This is a genomic window from Rhizobium sp. BK176, from assembly GCF_024808055.1.
This window is the reverse complement of record NZ_JANUBV010000007.1, coordinates 59,703-79,483: the sequence shown is the minus strand read 5'-3', so window position 1 is coordinate 79,483 and position 19,781 is coordinate 59,703. Positions and strand designations below refer to the sequence as shown.

Sequence of the window (19,781 nt, the reverse complement as noted above, 5' to 3'; positions counted from 1 at the left end):
GGCTGTCAGTGTCTGGTATCTAACTCCGTTTCAGAACCATCGAAATTGCCGTTGCTGGCCGCGTCATAGGAATTGATGCTCCGGCCGCCACCGCGCGTACGGAAGGCGGTGAGCTGGACCATGATCGCTCTCGCCCGTTGCACTGCGGTCGCTTTGTCGACATAGGCGCCGTCGGCGACGCGTACAGTCACTGCATCGCCGTCGTCACCGACGAAGTCGACGCGCCAGCCTTGCTCCTCTTGAGCTACCTTGGTTTCCGTCAAATGCATCGCATCATCCTGCCTTCCGACCTTTGAGATCGGCTTCAACGCTCTTCCTAAGAGCATCCATGATATTGACGACATTGTTCCTCGGTGGAGGCTCCGCCTTCCCACCCTTTGCCGCCTTCCTTGGCTTCAACGCCTTCTTTTTCTCCTCGATGAGTTTGAGCAGGCTCGTCTGGATCGGATCGCTGACCATGTCCGGCGACCAGTGCGCGGACTTCTGTTTGATGAGCTTCTGAACCAGCGGAATTATGTCGGGATCGGCTTCGTCCTCGATGTCCTCGAAGTAGCTCTCCTCCGGCCGGACCTCGTCGCCGAAGCGAAGCGACCACAAGACGATTCCGTCGTCACGGGGTTCAAGGACCACCGCGCGCTCGCGGCGACCCATGACGAGCTTCGACACGCCGACGACACCGTCCGACTTCATCGCGTCTCTGATCACGGCGAAGGCTTCGTTACCGACGGGGTCGTCCGGCATCAGATAGTGCGGCTTCTCCAGGTACACCCACTCGATGCTGTCGGCCGTCACGAACTTTTCGATGTCGATGGTCTTCACCGTGTCGAGCGCCACTCGGTCGAGATCATCGTCTGTGAGGATCACGTAGTCATTCTCGCCGCGGGCATAGCCTTTGGCCTCGTTCTCGTCCTTCACGGGCTTTCCGGTGACGCTGTCGATGTACTGGGAGACGACACGGTTCCCGGTCTCCTTGTTCAGCGTATGGAAGCGGACCTTCTCCGATTCCGATGTCGCTGGGGTCATGGCCACGGGGCACGTGACCAGGGACAGCTTCAGGTAGCCTTTCCAGTAGTAGCGCGGTGCCATGGACTATCCTCCTCAACCAGCCTTACGACGCGGAGCGGCTCCGGAGGAGGCGGCCTTCGAGGCCACTCCGCGTGCGGCGCGCTGCCGACCACTGCCTTTGTTGGCATTGGCGGCGGTGCGTTTGGGTTTGGTATCCTCCGCGGCTCCTGCCTTGAGCAGTCCGGCGCTCTCCCTCAGCGCAGCAAGCAGATCGTTCGGCTTCGAGACCTCGACCTTCTTCGGCTTCGGCAGTGACTTGCCTTCGATCTTTGCCTTCACCAACTCGGCGAGAGCGGCTTCGTAGCGGTCATCGAAGGTTGCCGGATCGAACTCGCCCTTCTTCGTGCTGATGATGTGCTTTGCAAGATCGAGCATCTCTCCCTCGATCTTCAGCTTTGGCATCTCCTCGAAGGCCTTGTTCGAGGATCGCACCTCGTAGTCGAAGTTCAGGGTCGTCGCGATCAGTCCCTTCCCATGCGGACGGATGAGAACAGTCCGCATCCGGCGGAAAAGCACCGTTCGAGCGATGGCCGCGACCTTGGACTTCTTCATGCCGTCGCGAAGGGCGATGAACGCATCGCCGCCCATCTTGTCGGGGGTCAGGTAGTAGGGCTTGTCGAAATAGACGTCGTCGACTTCGGAGCAGGGGATGAAGGCCTCTATCTCCAGCGTCTTGTTGCTTTCCGGAACTGCAGCGGCGATCTCCTCCGGATCGATGATGATGTACTGGCCATTTTCGATCTCGAAACCCTTGGTCTGCATCTCCTTAGGGACGGGATCCTCGGTTTCGCCGTCGATGAAGACGCGGTTGACGCGGTTGCCAGTCGTCTTGTTGATCGTATTGAACGTGAGGCGTTCCGATGTGCTCGCGGCCGTGTAGAGCGCGACGCCGCAGCTCACCTCGCCGAACTTCAGAAAGCCTTTCCACTGCGCTCGATGCCCACTCGCCATGACGCCTACTCCGAATCACTAGATGGCGACTCAAGGCCTGCGCGGGTGATTCGTTCCGACTCGAAACGAATCATTTTTCAATGACTTAGAGAATCTTCTTCGGAAATCGATTCCGGACACGCGGTCAGCGCGGACCACCTCGCTCCGCGTGACGTTTTCCGCAGGCAGGCATCTTTTTGGAATCTCATGCGTTCTTCCGTCCAGTACCAACCGAAGGAGGCATGCATGTCCAAGCGAGAGCTCATCGATACTGGAACAGACAAGCGTTACGTACGCCGAGATGAAAAAGGCCAGTTCAAAGAGAGTGTCGACGTCGGCCGCTCGTTGTCGGCAGACAAGCGCCACAAGGCGAAGCATGACGCGAAGCCGGGCGAAGGCGACCGCGGCGACCATCACTCGAAGCACTGAGGCGGCCATGGGAGAGGAACGCTCCGGCGAAATCAGGCTGCAGCTCGAGCAGTTCGTTGACCGCTTCGTAGTCAGCGGCGGCAAGGCTCCCGAGGTCATCGAGATCATGCTGCGTGAGCTTGGGAACATGAAGTTGGCCTATGAGCAGGATCCTGATCCGGCCGAAGATCCAGGAGCGATCGAAGAGCCTGCGAACGACTGGCCTGGTGCATAGCCGCACCGACCATGTTGCGAACACATTCGTCAGATAAAACCTCTTCATCGGCATCGCTGACGAGCGCTGAGATGATTTCGCCGCTCGCGATGCCGCATCGTTCATAGCTTTTGACCACGGATGTACTGGCACTGGTGATAGGACGATGATCAGGAAGGTCGGTGCGATTTCGCCCCGGCCTTTTTTATTGCCCGGATGCACATCATGAACAGCAGCTCGTGCTCGTTCATCTATCAGGCCGCATTCGCCTCAATGGTCGAGAGCGATACGAAGACTGTCTCCCGGAGCATCACCCACCGATCTTCGCAGGCGGGAGCTGCAGCGACAGCAGACAGGAAAGAATGTATGAACCTTGAGTAAGGAAATTGGCCGGCGTTCCTACTCTTGGAGGCATATTGAGCGTATTTCAGAAACCACTGCTGACCGGGTTCGGTCCTGCTATGTCGGCTATGGAGGTAGCGCGCGACGCGGACCTGACGGGGCGTGTTGCGGTAGTGACTGGCGGTTCGTCGGGTCTCGGGCTTGAGACGGTCCGCGCGCTCGCATTATCCGGGGCAAGCGTACATGTTGCCGCTCTCGACCCTGTCGCTGCCCGCGCGGCTCTGAGAGGAATCGACAAGGTCGATGTGTGGCCCATTGATCTTGCGGACGAGACATCAGTTAAAGCTTTCGCGAACACTTTCCTCGACCGTCATGGTCGGATCGACATTCTCGTTCTCAACGCTGGCATAATGGCTCAGCCGCTTTTCCGTGATATGCGTGGCCATGAGGGCCATTTCTCGATCAACTTCCTGGGACACTATCAGCTCACTGCGCTGCTGTGGCCAGCATTGCTGGCAGCCCGGACATCGCGAGTGGCCGTCCTGTCATCCCGGGCACATCAGATATCCGACGTTGATTTCGAGGATTTTGATTTCGTTCGACGTCCCTATGACAAGTGGATCGCCTACGCTCAATCGAAGACTGCCAACGCTCTTTTCGCGGTGGCGCTTGACAGGCGCGGCCGAGCAAATGGAGTCCGTGCATTTTCTGTCCATCCCGGGCTGATCGTCACACCAGGAATCCGGCATCTATCTCAATCCGAGTTCGACGCTGTCGGGGCGCTCGAGCCGGACGGGACTCCCGTGATAGACCCGGCCGCGGACAAGAAAACACCCGGGCAGGGGGCGGCTACAACGGTCTGGTGCGCAACTTCCCCGACACTGAATTCGCTAGGTGGCATCTACTGCGAGAACTGCGATGTTGCTTCTGTCGAGACCGAAAGGCCCTATGGAGTGCGCCCTTATGCGATCGACGCAGAGAAGGCCGAAAGTTTGTGGCAAATGAGCGCGATTTTGACGGGTTTGGACATTGCATTAGCTTGACGCAGAGTGTTCTCTAACGGTGCCTTGCGACGACGGCACGGCACATACTGATCCCATACATTATCGAGCCGGGATCGTATATTGAGCGTCATTCTCCGACCCGGCAGGATCGGCTATGATACGCCGCATTCCCGTTGGCAGGTTACGTCAGGATGGAACGACACGCATTGCCTAGCGCATCCGCCGCGTCGGATGTGGTGACATTCTTCGGCGAATTCCGGCTTTATCCGGCCCGACACCTCCTTGTCAAAGGCCAGGAGACGATCGCAATCGGGTCTCGAGCACTGGACATTCTCATCGCGCTGACCGAGCGGCCTGGCGAGCTCGTGACGAAAGACGAACTGATTGCGCGCGCCTGGCCCAATTCGATCGTCGAGGAATCAAACCTCAGGGCGCAGATCGCGGTGCTTCGCAAGGCGCTTGGCGAGGATCAAGCCGCTGCAAGCTATATCGCCGCCGTTCCTTCGCGGGGCTATCGGTTCATCGCGCCACTTTCCCGCTCGGAACTCACGAACGGGGCTGCCGCGGATGCAGCGTCGAATAATCTTCCGAGGCAACTGACGCGACCGATCGGACGAGAGGAGGCGATCGAAATCCTTGCAGGACGGGCTCAAAGGTCTCGTCTCGTGTCTATTGTCGGTCCCGGCGGCATCGGAAAGACAACGGTCGGCATCCGTGTGGCCGAAGAGCTATATTCGTCGTATGAGCATGGCGTGTGCTTTCTGGATCTGGCCCCGCTCAGGGATCCTTCGTCGCTTCCGTCCGTCCTGGCGTCAGAACTTCGGCTCCCGGAGATTACGGGCGACACCGTGTCCCTGCTGACCGCGCACCTGCGCGACAAGCGGATGCTTCTGGTGTTCGACAGTTGCGAGCTCGTTCTCGACGCCGCTGCAGCACTGGCGGAGATTCTGCTCCGGGAGGCTCCGGGTGTCGGCATTCTAGCTACCAGCCGAGAGGCATTGCGGGTAGAGGGGGAGAGCGTCTACAGGCTTCCCGCCCTCGATATGCCCCCGCTTGGCTCGGGCCTAACAGCGGTCGATGCGTTGAGGTTTCCCGCCATCCGGCTTTTTGTGGACCGCGCAACTTCGTCCGGAGGTGAGTTCACGTTCGATGACGACGAAGCTCCGATCGTCACCCACATATGCCGCCAGCTCGACGGAATCGCCTTGGCAATCGAGCTGGCTGCCGGTCGGGTGGAGGCGTTCGGCACTCGAGGAATAGCGGAGCTTTTGAACGACCGTTTACGACTTCTTACGGGTGGCAGGCGCACCGCGCTTCCACGTCACCAGACGCTGGCTGCCATGATCGACTGGAGCTACGGTGCACTTTCGCGCGAGGAGCAGGCAGTACTGCGGGGCCTTTCCGTGTTCGCTGGTGAATTCGGGCGCGAGGCAGCGGAAGCTGTTGCTTTCGATGCACAAGCAAACGAGCGCGATGTGCCGGGGCAACTTGCGCAACTTGTGGCGAAGTCTCTCTTAACTGCTGATACGCGCGGCAAGGCGGCACGATACCGATTGCTCGATACGACGCGAGCCTTCGCTTCAAGCAAGTTGCACGAAGCAGGGGAGGCTAGCCTCGTCGTCGAGCGCCTGGCGAGATATTTGTGCGAGACCCTTGGGCATTCGGTGGAGGAGGTGGAAACCCTCTCAAGCCAGGAATGGCTGCTCAAGTACGGGTCGCAGATCAACGACGTCCGCTACGTCCTCGACTGGGCGTTCTCCGACAACGGCGACTCCGAGCTGGGGGTTGCGGTAACTGTTTCAGCCATTCCGCTCTGGTATCAACTGTCGCTGGTCGACGAGTGCCTGACGTGCGTTCACCGCGCGTTGAACGCGATCGACCCAGGGGAAAAGCGGGATGGGCGCGCCCGTCAGGTCATGCAGCTTTATAGAGCGCTCGGTCTCTCGCAGGCCTTCAAGGTCGGGTTCGCACCACAGGCTCCCGCGGCGTTCGCAAAGGCACTGGAGATTGCCGAAGAGCTGGGCGACGCCGACGCGCAGGCGGAAGCCCTGTGGGGATTGTGGATCGCGCAGGTGGGTATGGGCGAATACCGGGCATCGCGGGAGAATGCAGACCGCTTTGTCAGCCTCGCTCGCAGCAGCCTCGACAGGTTCATCGGCGACCGAATGCTGAGCATGACGCTCTTCTGCATGGGAGATCTCCGGGGCGCGCGTCGCCACGCGGATCGCATGCTGGAGCACGACGTCTCGACCGAGCTTCCCCCTGGCGGGTTTGTCCGGTTCAAATTTGGTCAGTCCGTATCGGCCCGAATACAGCCCGCTCAACTCCTGTGGATGCAGGGCTTTCCGGATCAGGCCGTGCGCGCAGCCGATGCCGCTCGGGAGGCGGCACGCAGCTCCGGCCACGCCATTTCGCTGTGCGAAGCGTTGGCCCGATGGTCATGTCCAATCCTGGTTCATGTCGGGGACCTTGAAGCGGCCGATTCCGCTGTAACGGAGCTGCTCGATCTGGCCAGACTGAACGGCCTCGGTCCGTGGGAGGTATTCGGCCGTTGTTGGAAAGCGGCCCTGCTGATCCAGCGGGGCCTTCCGGAAAGGGGAGTGCCGCTCCTCAGCAACGGGTTGGAGGAACTGCGGCAGGTCAAGCTCTTCAACCTCTACAACGTGAGATTTGTGTGCTTTCTGGCCGAGGGTCTCGCGTCTCTCCGCAAGCACGCGGAAGCAAAGTCCCTGGTGGAGGCAGCCATTGCCGCTAGCGAGGATAAGGGCGAGCTATGGTACATCACAGAGCTCTATCGTTTGAAAGGTGAGATCCTTGCTCAATGCGAACAGGGCGACGAAGCGGAGCAGTGCTATCTCCATTCGCTGGAACTGGCTCGGCAGCAGGACGCACTTTCCTTGGAATTGAGATCGGCGATGAGCCTTTCTCAATCGGTCGCGGGGCGCGGCGACCGAGCTGGAGCACGCGAGCTGCTCGCCACCGTGTATGGACGTTTCAGTGAAGGTCTCGATACCGCAGATCTCCGCGTAGCGAAGGCGTTTCTGGCCGAACTTTCCTGATCCGGAGTTGACGGTCAGCGACCGCGCTTGACCGTCACACAAGAATTCACCGCGATTCACTGGCTCGTGACAGTGGTGCTCTGCCATCTTGTGCCCATCGCCGGATAGTCGGCAGCGCATGAAGGGCAGACCGATGACGAACAATACGCCTACCGACATGGATGCACTCGTCCTCACCGAGACGAACTCTGACTTTGTCCGTTCCCGCATGACGTGTCCGGCTCCTGCGGCGGGAGAGGTTCTTGTCCGCGTCAAGGCGAGCAGCGTCAACCCGCTCGACCTCAAGATCAAGAGTGGACAGGCCCCGCACGCCCGCCATCCGTTGCCCGCAGTACTCGGAATGGATCTGGCCGGAGTCGTCGAAGCAGTCGGCCCGGGCGTTACGTCCTTCAGACCGCAGGACGAGGTCTTCGGGTTGACCGGGGGCGTTGGCGGCCTGCAAGGCTCACTGGCGACCCTGGTTTCTGTCGATGCCGATCTGCTGGCGCCCAAGCCGACCAACCTCACCATGCGCGAGGCCGCTGCACTGCCGCTGGTGTTCATCACGGCCTGGGAAGGGCTGGTCGATCGCGCTCAAATCCAGGCACGGCAAAAGGTGCTCGTAATCGGTGCTGGCGGTGTGGGTCATGTGGCAATCCAAATCGCACGCGCCTTCGGAGCTCAGGTCTTCGCCGTGGACAAGGCGTCGAAGCACAGGCAGATCGAAGAATTGTGCGCGACGGCGATCGACCGCCATCAGACCACCGTCGAGGAATACGTCAAGGATCATACGGGCGGACGCGGCTTCGACGTGGTCTATGACACTGTCGGCGGGGCCGGGATAGACGCGGCGTTCAACGCCGTCAGAAGGTTCGGTCATGTCGTCAGTTGTCTCGGATGGGGAACCCATTCGCTCGGACCGCTGTCCTTCCGCGCTGCAAGCTACTCGGGTGTCTTCACGCTCCTGCCGATGCTGACCGGCGAAGGCCGACTTCATCACGGGGAAATCCTGCGGGAGGCGAAGCGGCTGGTCGAAGCCGGAAAAATCACACCACTTCTGGACCCGCGTCGGTTCAGCTTCGAGACTGTCTCGGCAGCCTATGCCGAGGTCGAAAATCGGACCGCCAGCGGAAAGATCGTCATCGACGTCGCCGAGTAAGCGGATCCTGTCACCAGAGCCAAGGAGAAGACAATGCCATTCGTGAACGTGAAGCTGGTCGACGGCGTTTTCACGCCAGAGGAAAAGCACGCCATGGCCAAGGCGCTGACCGATGTCATGGTCAAGTTCGAAGGCTCTGAAGCCTTCCGCGAAGTCGTCTGGGTCTTGATTGAGGAACTGCACACGGATGGCTGGCACATCGGCGGCCGACCGTTCGAGGGGCCGAAGTCCTTGATGACCACGCTTTCGAAATCGAAGGACATCGTTGAGACCATCGACGGCCATCCGACGACACGCAAGGAGTGGTCCGAGGCCGCGCCCGTCCTCGGCTGACGCTATCGCAACCTGAACAGGGGCGACACCAGAGGCCGACGCAAAGCTTCCGCGCCTGCGAAGCCATCCAGCCAAAGAAGGGACAGGACTATGACATCCAGAGAAAGTTTTCCGATGCCTGCCGCGACAAGGCGGGAGGTACTGATAGGGACCGCCGCCACGGCAGTCGCCGCGCTGCCACTGAAGGCGCTCGCGGCCAGCGCAGCTTCGAACCCATCCAATGCAAACATCGAAACCGGGAGTGAGATCATGAGCAGCATCACGACGAAAGACGGCGCGCAGATTTTCTACAAGGACTGGGGTTCCGGTCAGCCGATCGTATTCCACCACGGCTGGCCTCTCAGTGCCGACGACTGGGACAACCAGATGCTGTTTTTCCTGAGCAAGGGATTTCGTGTCATCGCGCATGACCGTCGGGGTCATGGCCGCTCGAGCCAGACATCCGGTGGCAACGACATGGACACGTACGCGGCCGACGTCGCGGCCCTCGCGGAGGCGCTCGACCTTCGAGATGCCATTCACATCGGCCATTCGACCGGTGGCGGCGAAGTCACCAGGTATGTGGCCAAACATGGCAAGGGCAGGGTCGCAAAGGCGGTTCTGATTGCCGCGATCCCCCCGGTCATGGTCAAGTCCGACAAGAACCCGGGCGGGCTGCCGATCGAGGTGTTCGACGGCTACCGGGCGGCGTTGGCCGCCAACCGCGCGCAGCTCTACCTCGATATCGCAAGCGGGCCGTTCTACGGCTTCAACCGCCCCGGGGCGACCATTTCGGAAGGGACAATCCGCAACTGGTGGCGGCAGGGAATGATGGGCGGCGCGAATGCACACTACGAATGCATCAAGGTCTTCTCGGAGACCGACTTCACCGAGGATCTCAAGGTCATCGACGTACCCGTGCTCGTGATGCACGGCAGCGACGACCAGGTGGTCCCCATCGCGGACTCCGCGGAGCTGTCGGTGAAGCTTCTCAAGAACGGGACGCTAAAGGTCTACGATGGCTACCCGCATGGGATGTTCGCGACGAACGCCGACGTGATCAACGCCGATCTCTTGGCCTTCATCAAGGCTTGACGCAGGGCGGGGCCGCAAGGCCCGCCCGACCTCTCCAACTCCAGTTCGAAAGCCGTCGGCTCATCTGATCCGGCTGCGGAAAGGTATGCCATGAAAAACGAACACATGCTCTCGCGCCGTGGATTTTGCCTCTGCTGCATCGGTGCGGCTGGATTTGCCGCCACGGGAGGGTGGCTGAGCCCCCGTGAGGCCTATGCGGAGGCTCGGGGCCTGGTCAGCCTCATAAAGGACAGTGCCGCAAAGTCGGCCATCACCACCCACAAGCTGAGGAACGGCATCACCATCCTTGAAGGTTCGGGTGGCAACATCGCGGTGTTGGGCGGTAAGGACGGCCTCGTCATGGTGGATGCCGGAATTAGTGTCTCACAGAAGCAGATGGCCAAGGTGCTATCCGACATCTCGCCGGATCCCGTGTCCCACCTCATCAACACCCATTGGCATTTCGACCACGCGGATGGAAACCCCTGGATCGGCTCCGACGGTGCGAAGATCATCGCCCATGAAAACACCCGCAAGCACCTTTCGCAGGTCCAACGGGTGGAGGACTGGGACTACAATTTCCTACCGCTGGCGCGCAGCGGCGTCCCCCAGCATGTGTTCTCGAAGGAGCATACGCTCAAGCTCAACGGTAACACACTTGATCTGAAATATTACGGCCCGGCCCACACGGATGGAGACATCTACGTGATGTTCGGCGAGGCGGACGTCCTGCATGCGGGCGACACATACTGGAACGGCATCTATCCGTTCATCGATCACTCGACAGGCGGAAGCATCGACGGAATGATCGCTGCCGCTGAAGCGAACCTCGCCGCGTCCAACGACAAGACCATCATCATTCCCGGACATGGAAACCCGGTCAGCAATCGCGCCGAGTTGCGTGAGTTCCGCGACATGCTGGTCGCCATACGCGAGAACGTGGCCAAGCTCAAACGTCAGGGCCGTTCCCTCGATGAGACGGTTGAAGCAAAGCCCACCGCCGCGTTCGACGGGAAGTGGGGCCAGTTCGTGATTGATCCGGCCTTCTTCACGAGGCTCGTCTACGCCGGCGTCTAGGCGCACCGATCTGACAAAACCTTTCGGCGCGCTCCTCCCACCGCTCCCCCGCGCGCCGCCGGGGCGCCGCTTTGGCGTCCCGGATCCATTCGTAACAACTCGAAGGAGACGAACATGCCGGGTGAAAAAAGCGAGCTCGTAATCGATATCCCTGTCGAGCTGCGGGAAGTGAAGTCAGTCCACAGCATCGGAGGGTTGGTGTTCGAGGGTGACTTGCCTGCGGCTCTATTCCATCTTCAGTTGCTCACGACGGACATCGCGAACTGGAAGGCGGCCTCTGAAGTGATCGTGGTGTTCCACACCAACGCAGGTCACGTCACGCTCGGCGATGAGGCCTACAATGCGTCGCGGAACATTGCCACTGGCAACCCATACAAAAAGCTGGTCGCGGACCTCATCGACATAGGCGTCAAGGTCGAGCTTTGCGGAGCGACTGCCAAGGTGAACGGATGGGGCAACGCGGATCTTCTACCCCGCATCAAGATCAATCTCGACGCGATGGCGCGTACGATTCAGCTCGTCCAGCAAGGATTCGTCAAGATCACCGAGTGACCCTCCGGCTCCAAGTCCTGCGGAGAGCCGGATGTTAAAGAAGAGTGTCGAGCGTCGAGTGCCATCTAGGTGTCACTCGACGGCCCCAGCGGTCCCGAAGGGCGTTGATCTCCATGGAAGGACACTGATCGTGACCAGCAGCGCAAGCGGAAAGGGAACGGAAACGACGGCAATCCAGCCGCCCCGGCGACCCCGCTGCGGTCGCTATTCAGCGCGGCTCGCGGGTTCGTTCACTCGCTTGAACATGCCTGGCGTTTGTCCGGTCACTCGCTTGAACACCTTGTTGAATGCCGCATCGGATGAATATCCCGCCTTGTGGGCGATCTCCGATATCGGCGCCTGGGATGTAAGAAGAAGCGTCGAAGCGCAGTAGACACGCCAGGAGGTCATGTATTCCAGCGGAGTCTGGCCAAGAACATCTTTGAAACGAGCCGCGAAAGCGGACCGAGACATGCCCGCCATTCTGGCAAGGGAACCGATGGTCCAGTCCTTCCCGGGATCCTCATGGATTGCCTCCAGAGCGGATTTCAGACGGCTATCCGATGCGGCGGCCAACCAACCGCGCTTCTGGTGCCTGTCGTCACCAACGTAGGCTCTGAGCGCATGGATAAACAGAAGTTCGAACAGCCGGATCACCGCTGCGTCCGCGCCCAGACCGGAAACGGAGGTCTCAAGTGCAAGCATGTTCAGGATGGTCGCGAAGCCCTCTGTCCGGCCAGCGCCTTTCGTAAGATGCAGGAACGGCGGAAGCACATCGCAGACGTAGTTGCGCCCGAGTGGTTCCATCTCGAAGGATCCGCTGATGAATGTCGTCGTGGCACCGCCGCCGCCGAACTTGATACCGTTGCCCACGCGAGCGCGCTCGACGTCGACGCAGTCGATGAGCACGGAACGTTCGTCGTCGAAAATCCTATACGCGGCATCGGCCAGCAGGATGAAGACGTCACCGGCTTCCAACCGTGTGGGCGCGGCCTGGTCGGGCGTGGTCAATACGGCTGAGCCGCTTACGACATGCACGAACTTCACCACTGGCTCGCCGGGAGAGACTATTCCCCAGGGAGCGCTGGCCTCCAGGCGGGTGAACTTCGCGTCTCTAATGCGGGGGGCCGTGAAGATTTTTGAAAGCGCGTCCATGTCGCCTCGCCGGAGTTGGACGATCCGACAACAATTCGAGACTAGCAGATCTCAAACGTCCGGAACGGGCGACTTATGTAGGCACCCTAACGGAGATTTCAAATGCAGAGCGACATAGAAGCATTCGAAGCGATCGGGTTCCAGAAGGCCCGGTACTGCCGATACATCGATACCAAGCGCTGGGACGAGTTCGGGAAGCTGTTCTCGGCCGAACCAGAAGTGCGTTTCATGGATCCTGAAGGAAACATAGTCGGCGCGTTCAATTCTGTCGCCGATTTCGTCGCGGTGACCGCGCGCTACCTTGAGGGCGCCCGTACGATCCACCAGGTCCACAACGCCGAGCTGGAACGAATGTCTGCCCACCAGGTCACGGCGATCTGGTCCATGGAGGATTACTTAGTCTTCCCGGCGGACGACGAAACGCGTCCGGCCAGCATGCACGGCTACGGACACTACCACGAAACGTGGGAGCTGGCGGATGGACAGTGGCGTATTGCGAAGCTCGCCCTCCATCGCACCATCCTCGAAATCAAGCCCAAGGAGCGCGTCCAATGACCCAAGAACCGATCAGAGTTGGCATCATCGGGGTGCACCCCGACCGTGGCTGGGCATCTACCGCCCATGTCCCCGCACTTCAGGAACTGCCGCAGTTCCGGCTTTCGGTGCTAAGCCACAGCCGGATTGATGTCGCACAGACAGCGGCCCAGAAGTTCGGGTTCGACCACGCTGTCTCATCAACCGAGGAGCTCGTGAACCATCCCGACGTGGACCTCGTCGTCGTTACAGTCAGAGTCCCGGAGCACCTCCAGCTCGTGACCGCCGCCCTGGAGGCTGGAAAATCGGTGTTCTCCGAATGGCCTCTCGGCATGAACCTCCGGGATGCGGAAGCCATGAGAGACCTTGCCGCGGCCAAGGGCGTCTCGACGATGATCGGCCTCCAGACCCGAGCCAACCCGGCCATCAGGCACATCCGGAAGCTCATCGGCGAGGGGTATGTTGGCGAGGTCCTGTCGGCCTCGGTTATCGGTTCAGGAATCACATGGGGGGAAGAACTCGAGGAAGCCTTCCGGTACACGCTGAACCCATCCAACGGGGCGAGCATGCTGCACGTGCCGTTCGCGCACACAATGGACGCCCTCGGGTTCGCGCTGAGCTCTGAGTTCCTCAGCGTTTCAGGGACGCTCGCAACCCGGCGGCCCACGATCAGATTGGTGGAGAGCGGCGAGGCTGTTCCGCTCACTGTCGCAGACCAGGTCGCCTTTAACGGCAGGCTCGGATCGGGCGCTCTTGTGACAAGCCATTTCCGCGGCGGTCTGTCGCGCGCGACGAATTTCCATATGGAGATCAACGGAAGCAAGGGAGACCTGCTCCTGACCAGCCCCGTCGGCTACGTGGGCGTTGGAGGGTTCAGCCTCTCTGGCGCGCAAGCGGGCGAGAGCCTTCATCCAATACCCATTCCAGGCGACTTTGGGCCGGATGAGAATGTCCTGATCGGCAACGTCAAGAAGCTCTACGAACTCTTTGCCTCCGACAAACTGTCCGGCGCGCGCGAAGCTCCGACGTTCGACAGCGCGGTGAAGCTGCATCGTCTGATAGACGCGGTCGAACAGAGCGAAGGGGGGTGGCGCGATGTCTGAGAAGATGCGTGCGTTGGTCCTGGACACCCCAGGCGGGCCTGAAGTCCTGCAGGTGCGGGACATACCCAAGCCGAGAATCGAGAGACCACAGGATGTTCTCATCAGGGTGGCCGCAGCCGGGATTAATCCGGCCGATTGGCAGAACCGAAAGAGTGGACAGAGGCCGGATCCCGATGCAGACGCGGGATCGCCGACAATCCTAGGCATCGATGGCGTTGGCGTTGTTGAGGATATCGGCGACGCTGTCGAGAACCTCGCGATCGGGGACGAAGTCTGGTACATCGATGGTGGCTATCCCGGCAACCCGGGCAGCTACGCGGAGTACAAGGTGATCCATGGTGGCTACGTTTCGCGAAAGCCGAAGAACCTCGATTTCGTCCAGGCTGCCGCGCTCCCTGTGGTCGGCCTGACCGCGTGGGAAGCCGTCTTCGACAAGGGGAGGGTCAATCCGGGCGATCACGTGCTGGTGCACGGTGGAGCGGGCGGCCTTGGCCACATCGCCATACAGTACCTTTCGGCCATCGGGGCGCGGACGGCTACTACTGTTTCAAGTGAGGCAAAAGCAGCCCTCGCGCTGAAGCTGGGTGCTGATCTGGCAATCCTTTATCGGACGGAAGACGTCGGCTCGGCATTGAAGTCCTGGAGTGGCAAGGAGGGCGCCGATGTCGTGTTCGACTTTGTCGGACATGACAACTTCGCGCGAAGCTTCGGCCACGTTGCGCCATATGGCCGCCTGGTGAACACCGTGGTCTCCGATTGGCCGAGCGGCGGAAACGGATTCGCGGAATGGCGAAACCTGGACATCTCGTTCGTCAATATCGGCCTGCCGCAGATCGCCCGCGACCATCAGCGGAGACTGAGACAAGTCCGCGTTCTCGACGAGATATCCGAAAGGGCCGACCAAGGCACGCTTCGTGCCCATATCGACCGGGTTGTCTCGTTCGAGGGGGTGGGCGAAGCCCAGAGGGCACTGGAGGCCGGGGAAACCTTGGGGCGAGTTGTGTTGAAAATTTAATTCCCTCGTTCGGAAGACGTCGGCCCTGCACCAAGTCGATACCAGAGGCTGCTGACGATCGACCGAGAGGGTTCAAGCTGGGGTAATGCCCTTCGGTTGCTTGAGTACGCGGGGCCTGCATTTTACTACCGAGTCTAAGATCCTAAAATCGTGAGGATATGTGATGTCTATGATCGATTGGAATTCTTATCACCAGCAGGTGCTTGCGGGAGTAGCCGAACTAGCCGCACTGAGTCCGGATGTGATCAGGGGGTATCAGGCTATCGGCGGCGCCGCGCGCAAAACCAATCTGCTGGGTACCAAGGTCAACGAACTGATCGCTCTGGCGGCTGCGGTCTCGTTGCGCTGCGATGGCTGCATCGTTGTGCACACCGAGGCCGCGCTCAAGGCGGGCGCCACACGTGAAGAGATCGCCGAGGCGCTCGGGACGGCGATTGGTGTCAACGCTGGGGCAGGACTCGTTTATTCCACGCGGGTGATGGATGCTGTCAAATCAAAGACTTCATGAACGCTGGCGGTACATCGAAGGTCGCCAGGAAATGCAGTTGGATTAGGGACACTGTCCAAGCTTAGGAACGGCGGAGGCCGCCTTGCGGCCTCCGGCCACGATGAAGATGTGCATCGATGTGAATTGCGGGGGCCCGGTCCGGCAGACCACGGCATCGGACCGCGATGGGCTCTCAAGCGAAACGGACGGATGTCCGCCGCTTTCCGGCCCCGACGGGCTGCAGACGCTGGACCAGCGCCTCCAGTCCGTCGGGGCCTTTGATCGCCCATTCCTGGACCGCCGTCGGATCAACGCCTTTCCGGCGCATCGCTGCCGCGAATTCGTCGACGTCCGTGCGGTTCAGCTCGGCGATATGTGCTGCGTTGCCCACCGTCACCTTGGTACCCAGAGCCTGCAGGATGAAGCTTCCGCCGCTGCTGTGATCGAACGCGTCTCGGAGCCCCGCGAGGGAGACGCCCAGCTTCTCGGCCATCGCGAAAACCTCGACGATGTTACGCAGGTTCGAGACTGTGAGAGCGTTGTTACAGAGCTTCGCCATTTGGCCTGAACCGACAGGCCCCATTGAGACGATATGAGTGCTATGGCACTCGATAACAGGTCGGCTTGCGTCAAGTGCCTCAGCGCGGCCTCCGACAAAGCAGGTTAGAGACCGCGCTTCCGCACCAGGTCGCCCACCGCTGACGGGCGCATCGAGAAAGTGCACGCCGAGCTCCTCGGTGATACGTTCAAAGTTCTCGGCTTCAGCGGGATCGCCGGTTGCATGATTTATGATGGTCGCCCCTTTGCCCAACGCCTGGAGCAACGAACGGTCAGTTAAGAGGTCATGCAAATCGCTATCGCCACGCAGGCAGAGGCACAGCAGGTCGACGTTTGCAGCAAGTTCGACAGGGTCTTTCTCTCTTACGTGCCGAGCGTTGCCAAGAGCCTCGAACGAGACTGCGCGTCTTGCCCAGACGTGTAAATCGAACTTGGCAGCGATCGCAGCAGCCATCGGCGCACCCTGGTCGCCGAGGCCGATGAATCCTACGCGAAGGGGGTCGCTCATTTTGGCTCTCCCACAATCCGCAATGCCATCTCCCAAAGCCGGTCCGCATTGGCGCTGTCGAGCGCGTAAGGCGCAACACCTTCGAGCCTTCCCTCCGGTCGGCGCGCGATCAGCGGCGCTTCCTGGCAGTTGTCGAAATATCGACCGTTGACGCCCTCGACAAGCGGCGAGGCGGCTAGCAGGACGGATGTCGCGGCCCCTTGCTGAGGGTTCTTGCGAAGATGCTCGGGCGTCTTGAGCCCGCCCGTGTGTCGCTGGAGGTTTGTCGCGATGGCCCCGGGGTTGAGGGCATTCGAGACGATGCCGTCAGATGCCCAGCGCTCCTTGATGCCAACCGACAGCAGTATGCAGGCAGTCTTCGACTGGGCATAACCCAGAAGCGGGTTGTACTGGGTGAAATGAAAATGGGGATCATCCCAAATGACCGGGCCGAAGAGGCTGCCGGTCGAACTGACGGATACGACGCGTGCTCCATTGGCGGCGGCAAGCTGGCGACGCAGCCCCATCGTCAACGCGAAGTGGCCGAGGAAGTTCGTGCCGAACTGCAGCTCGCAGCCTTCTGCGGTTCGTTCCAGCTCCGGCACCATCATGATGCCAGCATTGTTGACAAGGGCGTGGATCGGTTTGTCCCAGTCGTCGGCGAACTTCTGTACAGAATTCAAGTCAGCGACATCGAGTGGGCGGACTTCAATCTTCGAATTTCCGGTCTCCGCCCTCAAGCCCTTTGCGACCTCTTCCGCGGCGTCGACGCGCCTCGCAGCAATTGTTACGGACGCACCTGCGGCGGCCAGACTCTTTACCGTTTCGATGCCGATGCCGCTGGCCCCGCCGGTTACGATCATGGTCTTGCCGGATAGGTCGACACCGGCGAGAACCTCCGATGCGGTCGAGGTAAAGCCGAAGGGGATTTGCTGGGACATCGTAGTTTCCTTTCCTAGTGGGTTGTGTTTGAAGTAGCAGTTCTTCATTGTGCTGATTAGATGGACAACACAGAACGGCATGCTGAGAGAATTCGAACGGTCGGTGCGCTGTCTCCAGCGGAGCTGGCGGCCTTCGCAGCGGTTGCCGAGTATGGCGGATTCCGCGCGGCCGCTCGACGCAGCGGCCTCAGTCCTTCGGCCCTCAGCCACAGTGTCGCGAGCTTGGAGAGCCGCCTCAATGTGCAGCTCTTCCATCGCTCTACCCGCAACGTATCGCTCACCGACGCAGGTCGGCAGTTCTTCGCCAGACTTCGCCCGGCACTTGTTGAGATCGCCGATGCCGCGGACGAGCTGGGCGAATTCACTTCCAAGCCCTCCGGGACGTTGCGGATCAACGCGGATGCGACTGCGGCGGAGCAGGTGCTGGCACCATTGGTGCTCGAATTCATGGCCGCGTTTCCCGACGTGCGCGTCGAAATCGTCAGCGAGCGCCGTCTCGTGGACATCGCCGAAAACGGGTTCGATTGCGGCATCCGCTCCAGCGAGATTATCTCGGAGGACATGGTGGCAATCCCGGTCGGGCCGATGCAGCAGCATATCGTCGTCGCCGCACCGTCGTATGTTGCAGGCCGTCCTCCCTTGCGATCGCCGGCCGAGTTGAGGGGCCATCGTTGCATCCAGCTTCGTATGCCGGGAGGCAGCCTGTACCGCTGGGAGTTCGAAAGGCGGGGAGAGGCACTCGTCGTCGAGACGACTGGCGGCCTCGTCCTAGACAATTCAAGGCTCATTCTGGCGGCGGCAGTCCACGGTTACGGCCTGGCTTACTTGACGAAGTGGATGGCCTCCGCCGCTCTTGAAGCTGGCGCCTTGGTCGAACTGCTTGGAGAATGGACGCCGCCTTATCCAGGCCTCCATCTCTATTACCCAAGACACCGTCATCTCAGTGCCTCCATGCGGGCCTTCGTTTCGTTCCTGCGCGATCGGAACCAACGACGATGAGCCGCTTCTTCCCGATGATCGGACTCTCGAACGCAGGAACTCCACCATCGCCCTCCGCCAAGAGGAACTCTATCCGGACCCGCCGGGATAGATCGCGCCCAAGCGGACGTCCCGAGCGAGCAGGGCGCTCACGTTGCCAGGTGGGGAGCTGAGCTATCTGGAGATCTCTGCCAGAAGCGCTTCGATATCATCGACAAGGTCTTGATGATCCTCAAGGCCGACGCTTATGCGCAAGACGAGATCGTCTGCATCCCATCTCCGCACCGTCCGGTAGGCCTTGACGGGCATTGGTGCGACGAGACTGCGTGTCCCGCCCCAAGATGCTCCTATCGCAAAGGTCTTGAGCACATTGAGAGCAGGCGAGACCCGATCGGACAGGCCTTGTTTGAAAACGACGCCAAAGACACCTGATGCCCCATGAAAGTCCCTCTTCCAAACGGAGTGTCCAGGATCGGTCGGCAGCGCTGGATGGATTACGCGTTCCACGATATCCGCTGCCTGTATTCTCTCGATCAACTGAAGCGCGCCTTGACTTGCATGATTCATGCGGACGCCCAGTGTTTCGAATCCTCTCAGTACCAGCGAGGCGTCGTCCGGAGACACTGAGATACCCATCCGCCCAAGCGTTGATCGTATTGGAGCCGTTAGTTTCTCATCGCGGACCGTCAACGATCCCAGAAGTACGTCGGAATGACCCGAGATGTATTTGGTTAGGCCCTCTGTGACGATGTCTGCTCCAAGCGTCAGAGGCTTGTAGTTCAGCGGTGTCGCCCAGGTGTTGTCGCAGCCAACCAGTGCTCCATGCCGATGGGCTATGTCCGTGATAGCGGGCAGGTCCTGGATTTCCATTGTCGTAGAACCTGGAGATTCGCACCAGACGATCTTGGTTCTGGCGTTGATTTTGGCCTCGAGATCGGATGGGTCGACAGGATCGTAGTAGGCAACCTCAATGCCGAAGCGCACCAGTTCCATGTTGGCGAAATCGCGCACCGGAGGGTACACGGAATCTGCGATGAGGATCCTGTCCCCCGCCTTGAGAAATGGAAGCATCGCAATCGTGTTGGCCGCCTGGCCAGAGGGTACAAGGAAAGTTCTGGCGCCCTTCTCGAGAGCTGTCAGTTTTGTCTCGAGTGTTCTGGTTGTCGGCGTCCCATAGAGACCGTAGCTGTAGCCGTCAGGTCCCCGTCTTCCTCGGTCGGCGTAGTCCTCCGCCGTCTGGAAGACGATCGTCGACGCGCGGTGCACTCCGATCCCCAGCGGTACGAAGCCGTCGGTTTTAATGGTTGGTGTAACGACACAGTGGGTAAGGTCCTTCATCGTATCTTCCTTTTCACCGAGGAGTGCGTGA

General features: G+C 60.3%; 21 protein-coding genes. 14 read left to right on the top strand and 7 right to left on the bottom strand.

Features of this window, described 5'->3' with window-relative positions; genetic code table 11:
• Nucleotides 1-5 precede the first annotated feature (5 nt).
• The 3 genes from FHT76_RS21295 to FHT76_RS21285 are packed head-to-tail and all read right to left on the bottom strand — an operon-like array spanning nt 6 to nt 2,016.
• Complete coding sequence (locus FHT76_RS21295; RefSeq protein WP_259185858.1) at nt 6-269, bottom strand: hypothetical protein; 264 nt, start codon at nt 267-269, stop codon at nt 6-8.
• Nucleotides 270-273: 4 nt separating this feature from the next.
• On the bottom strand, nt 274-1,086 hold the full coding sequence (locus tag FHT76_RS21290) for a Ku protein (RefSeq protein ID WP_259185857.1): 813 nt from the start codon (nt 1,084-1,086) through the stop codon (nt 274-276).
• Between the two features lie 12 nt (nt 1,087-1,098).
• The gene (locus tag FHT76_RS21285; RefSeq protein WP_259185855.1) at nt 1,099-2,016 is read right to left on the bottom strand and encodes a Ku protein; all 918 of its coding nucleotides are present in this window, start codon (nt 2,014-2,016) and stop codon (nt 1,099-1,101) included.
• Between the two features lie 225 nt (nt 2,017-2,241).
• On the opposite strand from FHT76_RS21285, the gene FHT76_RS21280 reads away from it, so the two are divergent.
• The 9 genes from FHT76_RS21280 (at nt 2,242) to FHT76_RS21240 (ending at nt 11,175) form a co-directional block, all read left to right on the top strand.
• Nucleotides 2,242-2,424, top strand: coding sequence for a hypothetical protein (locus FHT76_RS21280; RefSeq protein ID WP_259185854.1), 183 nt, complete (start codon nt 2,242-2,244; stop codon nt 2,422-2,424).
• 7 nt (nt 2,425-2,431) lie between these two features.
• Nucleotides 2,432-2,638, top strand: a complete 207-nt coding sequence (locus tag FHT76_RS21275; protein WP_148187820.1) for a hypothetical protein — start codon at nt 2,432-2,434, stop codon at nt 2,636-2,638.
• 440 nt (nt 2,639-3,078) lie between these two features.
• Nucleotides 3,079-4,002 carry an SDR family NAD(P)-dependent oxidoreductase gene (locus tag FHT76_RS21270; protein ID WP_405049510.1) on the top strand — a complete coding sequence of 308 codons (924 nt, stop codon included), beginning with the start codon at nt 3,079-3,081 and terminating at the stop codon, nt 4,000-4,002.
• A gap of 167 nt (nt 4,003-4,169) precedes the next feature.
• Nucleotides 4,170-7,022 (top strand): helix-turn-helix transcriptional regulator, encoded by a 2,853-nt coding sequence (locus FHT76_RS21265; RefSeq protein ID WP_259185850.1) that lies wholly within the window; start codon nt 4,170-4,172, stop codon nt 7,020-7,022.
• Between the two features lie 133 nt (nt 7,023-7,155).
• Nucleotides 7,156-8,160, top strand: coding sequence for a zinc-dependent alcohol dehydrogenase family protein (locus tag FHT76_RS21260; protein ID WP_148187823.1), 1,005 nt, complete (start codon nt 7,156-7,158; stop codon nt 8,158-8,160).
• A 33-nt stretch (nt 8,161-8,193) separates the two neighbouring features.
• Nucleotides 8,194-8,493 (top strand): tautomerase family protein, encoded by a 300-nt coding sequence (locus tag FHT76_RS21255; RefSeq protein ID WP_112977044.1) that lies wholly within the window; start codon nt 8,194-8,196, stop codon nt 8,491-8,493.
• A gap of 249 nt (nt 8,494-8,742) precedes the next feature.
• Nucleotides 8,743-9,567, top strand: coding sequence for an alpha/beta fold hydrolase (locus FHT76_RS21250; protein ID WP_148187848.1), 825 nt, complete (start codon nt 8,743-8,745; stop codon nt 9,565-9,567).
• A 90-nt stretch (nt 9,568-9,657) separates the two neighbouring features.
• Nucleotides 9,658-10,623, top strand: a complete 966-nt coding sequence (locus tag FHT76_RS21245) for an MBL fold metallo-hydrolase (protein ID WP_259185849.1) — start codon at nt 9,658-9,660, stop codon at nt 10,621-10,623.
• Nucleotides 10,624-10,737: 114 nt separating this feature from the next.
• A complete protein-coding gene (locus FHT76_RS21240; protein ID WP_259185847.1) occupies nt 10,738-11,175 on the top strand; it encodes a DsrE family protein in 438 nt (145 codons plus the stop codon).
• Nucleotides 11,176-11,379: 204 nt separating this feature from the next.
• Here FHT76_RS21240 and FHT76_RS21235 read toward each other — a convergent pair whose 3' ends face one another.
• The gene (locus FHT76_RS21235) at nt 11,380-12,309 is read right to left on the bottom strand and encodes an AraC family transcriptional regulator (RefSeq protein ID WP_259185846.1); all 930 of its coding nucleotides are present in this window, start codon (nt 12,307-12,309) and stop codon (nt 11,380-11,382) included.
• A 102-nt stretch (nt 12,310-12,411) separates the two neighbouring features.
• Between FHT76_RS21235 and FHT76_RS21230 the strand changes: the two genes are divergently transcribed.
• The 4 genes from FHT76_RS21230 to FHT76_RS21215 all read left to right on the top strand — a co-directional run bounded on the left by FHT76_RS21230 (nt 12,412) and on the right by FHT76_RS21215 (nt 15,469).
• Nucleotides 12,412-12,864 carry a nuclear transport factor 2 family protein gene (locus tag FHT76_RS21230; protein WP_148187826.1) on the top strand — a complete coding sequence of 151 codons (453 nt, stop codon included), beginning with the start codon at nt 12,412-12,414 and terminating at the stop codon, nt 12,862-12,864.
• Nucleotides 12,861-13,946: a Gfo/Idh/MocA family protein gene (locus FHT76_RS21225; protein WP_259185845.1), complete on the top strand. Its 1,086-nt coding sequence runs from the start codon at nt 12,861-12,863 to the stop codon at nt 13,944-13,946. Before FHT76_RS21230 ends, FHT76_RS21225 begins: the two co-directional genes overlap by 4 nt.
• On the top strand, nt 13,939-14,961 hold the full coding sequence (locus FHT76_RS21220; RefSeq protein WP_259185844.1) for a zinc-binding dehydrogenase: 1,023 nt from the start codon (nt 13,939-13,941) through the stop codon (nt 14,959-14,961). Before FHT76_RS21225 ends, FHT76_RS21220 begins: the two co-directional genes overlap by 8 nt.
• A 163-nt stretch (nt 14,962-15,124) precedes the next feature.
• Nucleotides 15,125-15,469, top strand: coding sequence for a carboxymuconolactone decarboxylase family protein (locus tag FHT76_RS21215; RefSeq protein ID WP_148187829.1), 345 nt, complete (start codon nt 15,125-15,127; stop codon nt 15,467-15,469).
• Nucleotides 15,470-15,641: 172 nt separating this feature from the next.
• Here the strand turns inward: FHT76_RS21215 and FHT76_RS21210 are convergent, their stop codons facing one another.
• Together FHT76_RS21210 and FHT76_RS21205 are read right to left on the bottom strand one after the other, a co-directional pair.
• Nucleotides 15,642-16,514 carry an NAD(P)-dependent oxidoreductase gene (locus FHT76_RS21210; protein ID WP_259185843.1) on the bottom strand — a complete coding sequence of 291 codons (873 nt, stop codon included), beginning with the start codon at nt 16,512-16,514 and terminating at the stop codon, nt 15,642-15,644.
• Entirely contained in the window at nt 16,511-17,434 is a 924-nt protein-coding gene (locus tag FHT76_RS21205) for an SDR family NAD(P)-dependent oxidoreductase (protein WP_259185841.1), read from the bottom strand. Before FHT76_RS21205 ends, FHT76_RS21210 begins: the two co-directional genes overlap by 4 nt.
• Before the next feature lie 60 nt (nt 17,435-17,494).
• Here FHT76_RS21205 and FHT76_RS21200 point away from each other — a divergent pair, with 60 nt between their 5' ends.
• Nucleotides 17,495-18,433: a LysR family transcriptional regulator gene (locus FHT76_RS21200; RefSeq protein WP_259185840.1), complete on the top strand. Its 939-nt coding sequence runs from the start codon at nt 17,495-17,497 to the stop codon at nt 18,431-18,433.
• A 153-nt stretch (nt 18,434-18,586) separates the two neighbouring features.
• Here the strand turns inward: FHT76_RS21200 and FHT76_RS21195 are convergent, their stop codons facing one another.
• Nucleotides 18,587-19,750: a PLP-dependent aspartate aminotransferase family protein gene (locus tag FHT76_RS21195; RefSeq protein ID WP_259185839.1), complete on the bottom strand. Its 1,164-nt coding sequence runs from the start codon at nt 19,748-19,750 to the stop codon at nt 18,587-18,589.
• Nucleotides 19,751-19,781: the final 31 nt, after the last annotated feature.

Coding starts and splice junctions, on each gene's coding strand:
- FHT76_RS21245 (WP_259185849.1), top strand. CDS start 9,658: ATGAAAAACGAACACATGCTCTCGCGCCGTGGATTTTGCCTCTGCTGC.
- FHT76_RS21255 (WP_112977044.1), top strand. CDS start 8,194: ATGCCATTCGTGAACGTGAAGCTGGTCGACGGCGTTTTCACGCCAGAG.
- FHT76_RS21285 (WP_259185855.1), bottom strand. CDS start 2,016: ATGGCGAGTGGGCATCGAGCGCAGTGGAAAGGCTTTCTGAAGTTCGGC.
- FHT76_RS21290 (WP_259185857.1), bottom strand. CDS start 1,086: ATGGCACCGCGCTACTACTGGAAAGGCTACCTGAAGCTGTCCCTGGTC.
- FHT76_RS21280 (WP_259185854.1), top strand. CDS start 2,242: ATGTCCAAGCGAGAGCTCATCGATACTGGAACAGACAAGCGTTACGTA.
- FHT76_RS21195 (WP_259185839.1), bottom strand. CDS start 19,750: ATGAAGGACCTTACCCACTGTGTCGTTACACCAACCATTAAAACCGAC.
- FHT76_RS21215 (WP_148187829.1), top strand. CDS start 15,125: ATGTCTATGATCGATTGGAATTCTTATCACCAGCAGGTGCTTGCGGGA.
- FHT76_RS21235 (WP_259185846.1), bottom strand. CDS start 12,309: ATGGACGCGCTTTCAAAAATCTTCACGGCCCCCCGCATTAGAGACGCG.
- FHT76_RS21230 (WP_148187826.1), top strand. CDS start 12,412: ATGCAGAGCGACATAGAAGCATTCGAAGCGATCGGGTTCCAGAAGGCC.
- FHT76_RS21275 (WP_148187820.1), top strand. CDS start 2,432: ATGGGAGAGGAACGCTCCGGCGAAATCAGGCTGCAGCTCGAGCAGTTC.
- FHT76_RS21270 (WP_405049510.1), top strand. CDS start 3,079: ATGTCGGCTATGGAGGTAGCGCGCGACGCGGACCTGACGGGGCGTGTT.
- FHT76_RS21250 (WP_148187848.1), top strand. CDS start 8,743: ATGAGCAGCATCACGACGAAAGACGGCGCGCAGATTTTCTACAAGGAC.
- FHT76_RS21220 (WP_259185844.1), top strand. CDS start 13,939: ATGTCTGAGAAGATGCGTGCGTTGGTCCTGGACACCCCAGGCGGGCCT.
- FHT76_RS21295 (WP_259185858.1), bottom strand. CDS start 269: ATGCATTTGACGGAAACCAAGGTAGCTCAAGAGGAGCAAGGCTGGCGC.
- FHT76_RS21205 (WP_259185841.1), bottom strand. CDS start 17,434: ATGTCCCAGCAAATCCCCTTCGGCTTTACCTCGACCGCATCGGAGGTT.
- FHT76_RS21225 (WP_259185845.1), top strand. CDS start 12,861: ATGACCCAAGAACCGATCAGAGTTGGCATCATCGGGGTGCACCCCGAC.
- FHT76_RS21240 (WP_259185847.1), top strand. CDS start 10,738: ATGCCGGGTGAAAAAAGCGAGCTCGTAATCGATATCCCTGTCGAGCTG.
- FHT76_RS21200 (WP_259185840.1), top strand. CDS start 17,495: ATGGACAACACAGAACGGCATGCTGAGAGAATTCGAACGGTCGGTGCG.
- FHT76_RS21210 (WP_259185843.1), bottom strand. CDS start 16,514: ATGAGCGACCCCCTTCGCGTAGGATTCATCGGCCTCGGCGACCAGGGT.
- FHT76_RS21260 (WP_148187823.1), top strand. CDS start 7,156: ATGACGAACAATACGCCTACCGACATGGATGCACTCGTCCTCACCGAG.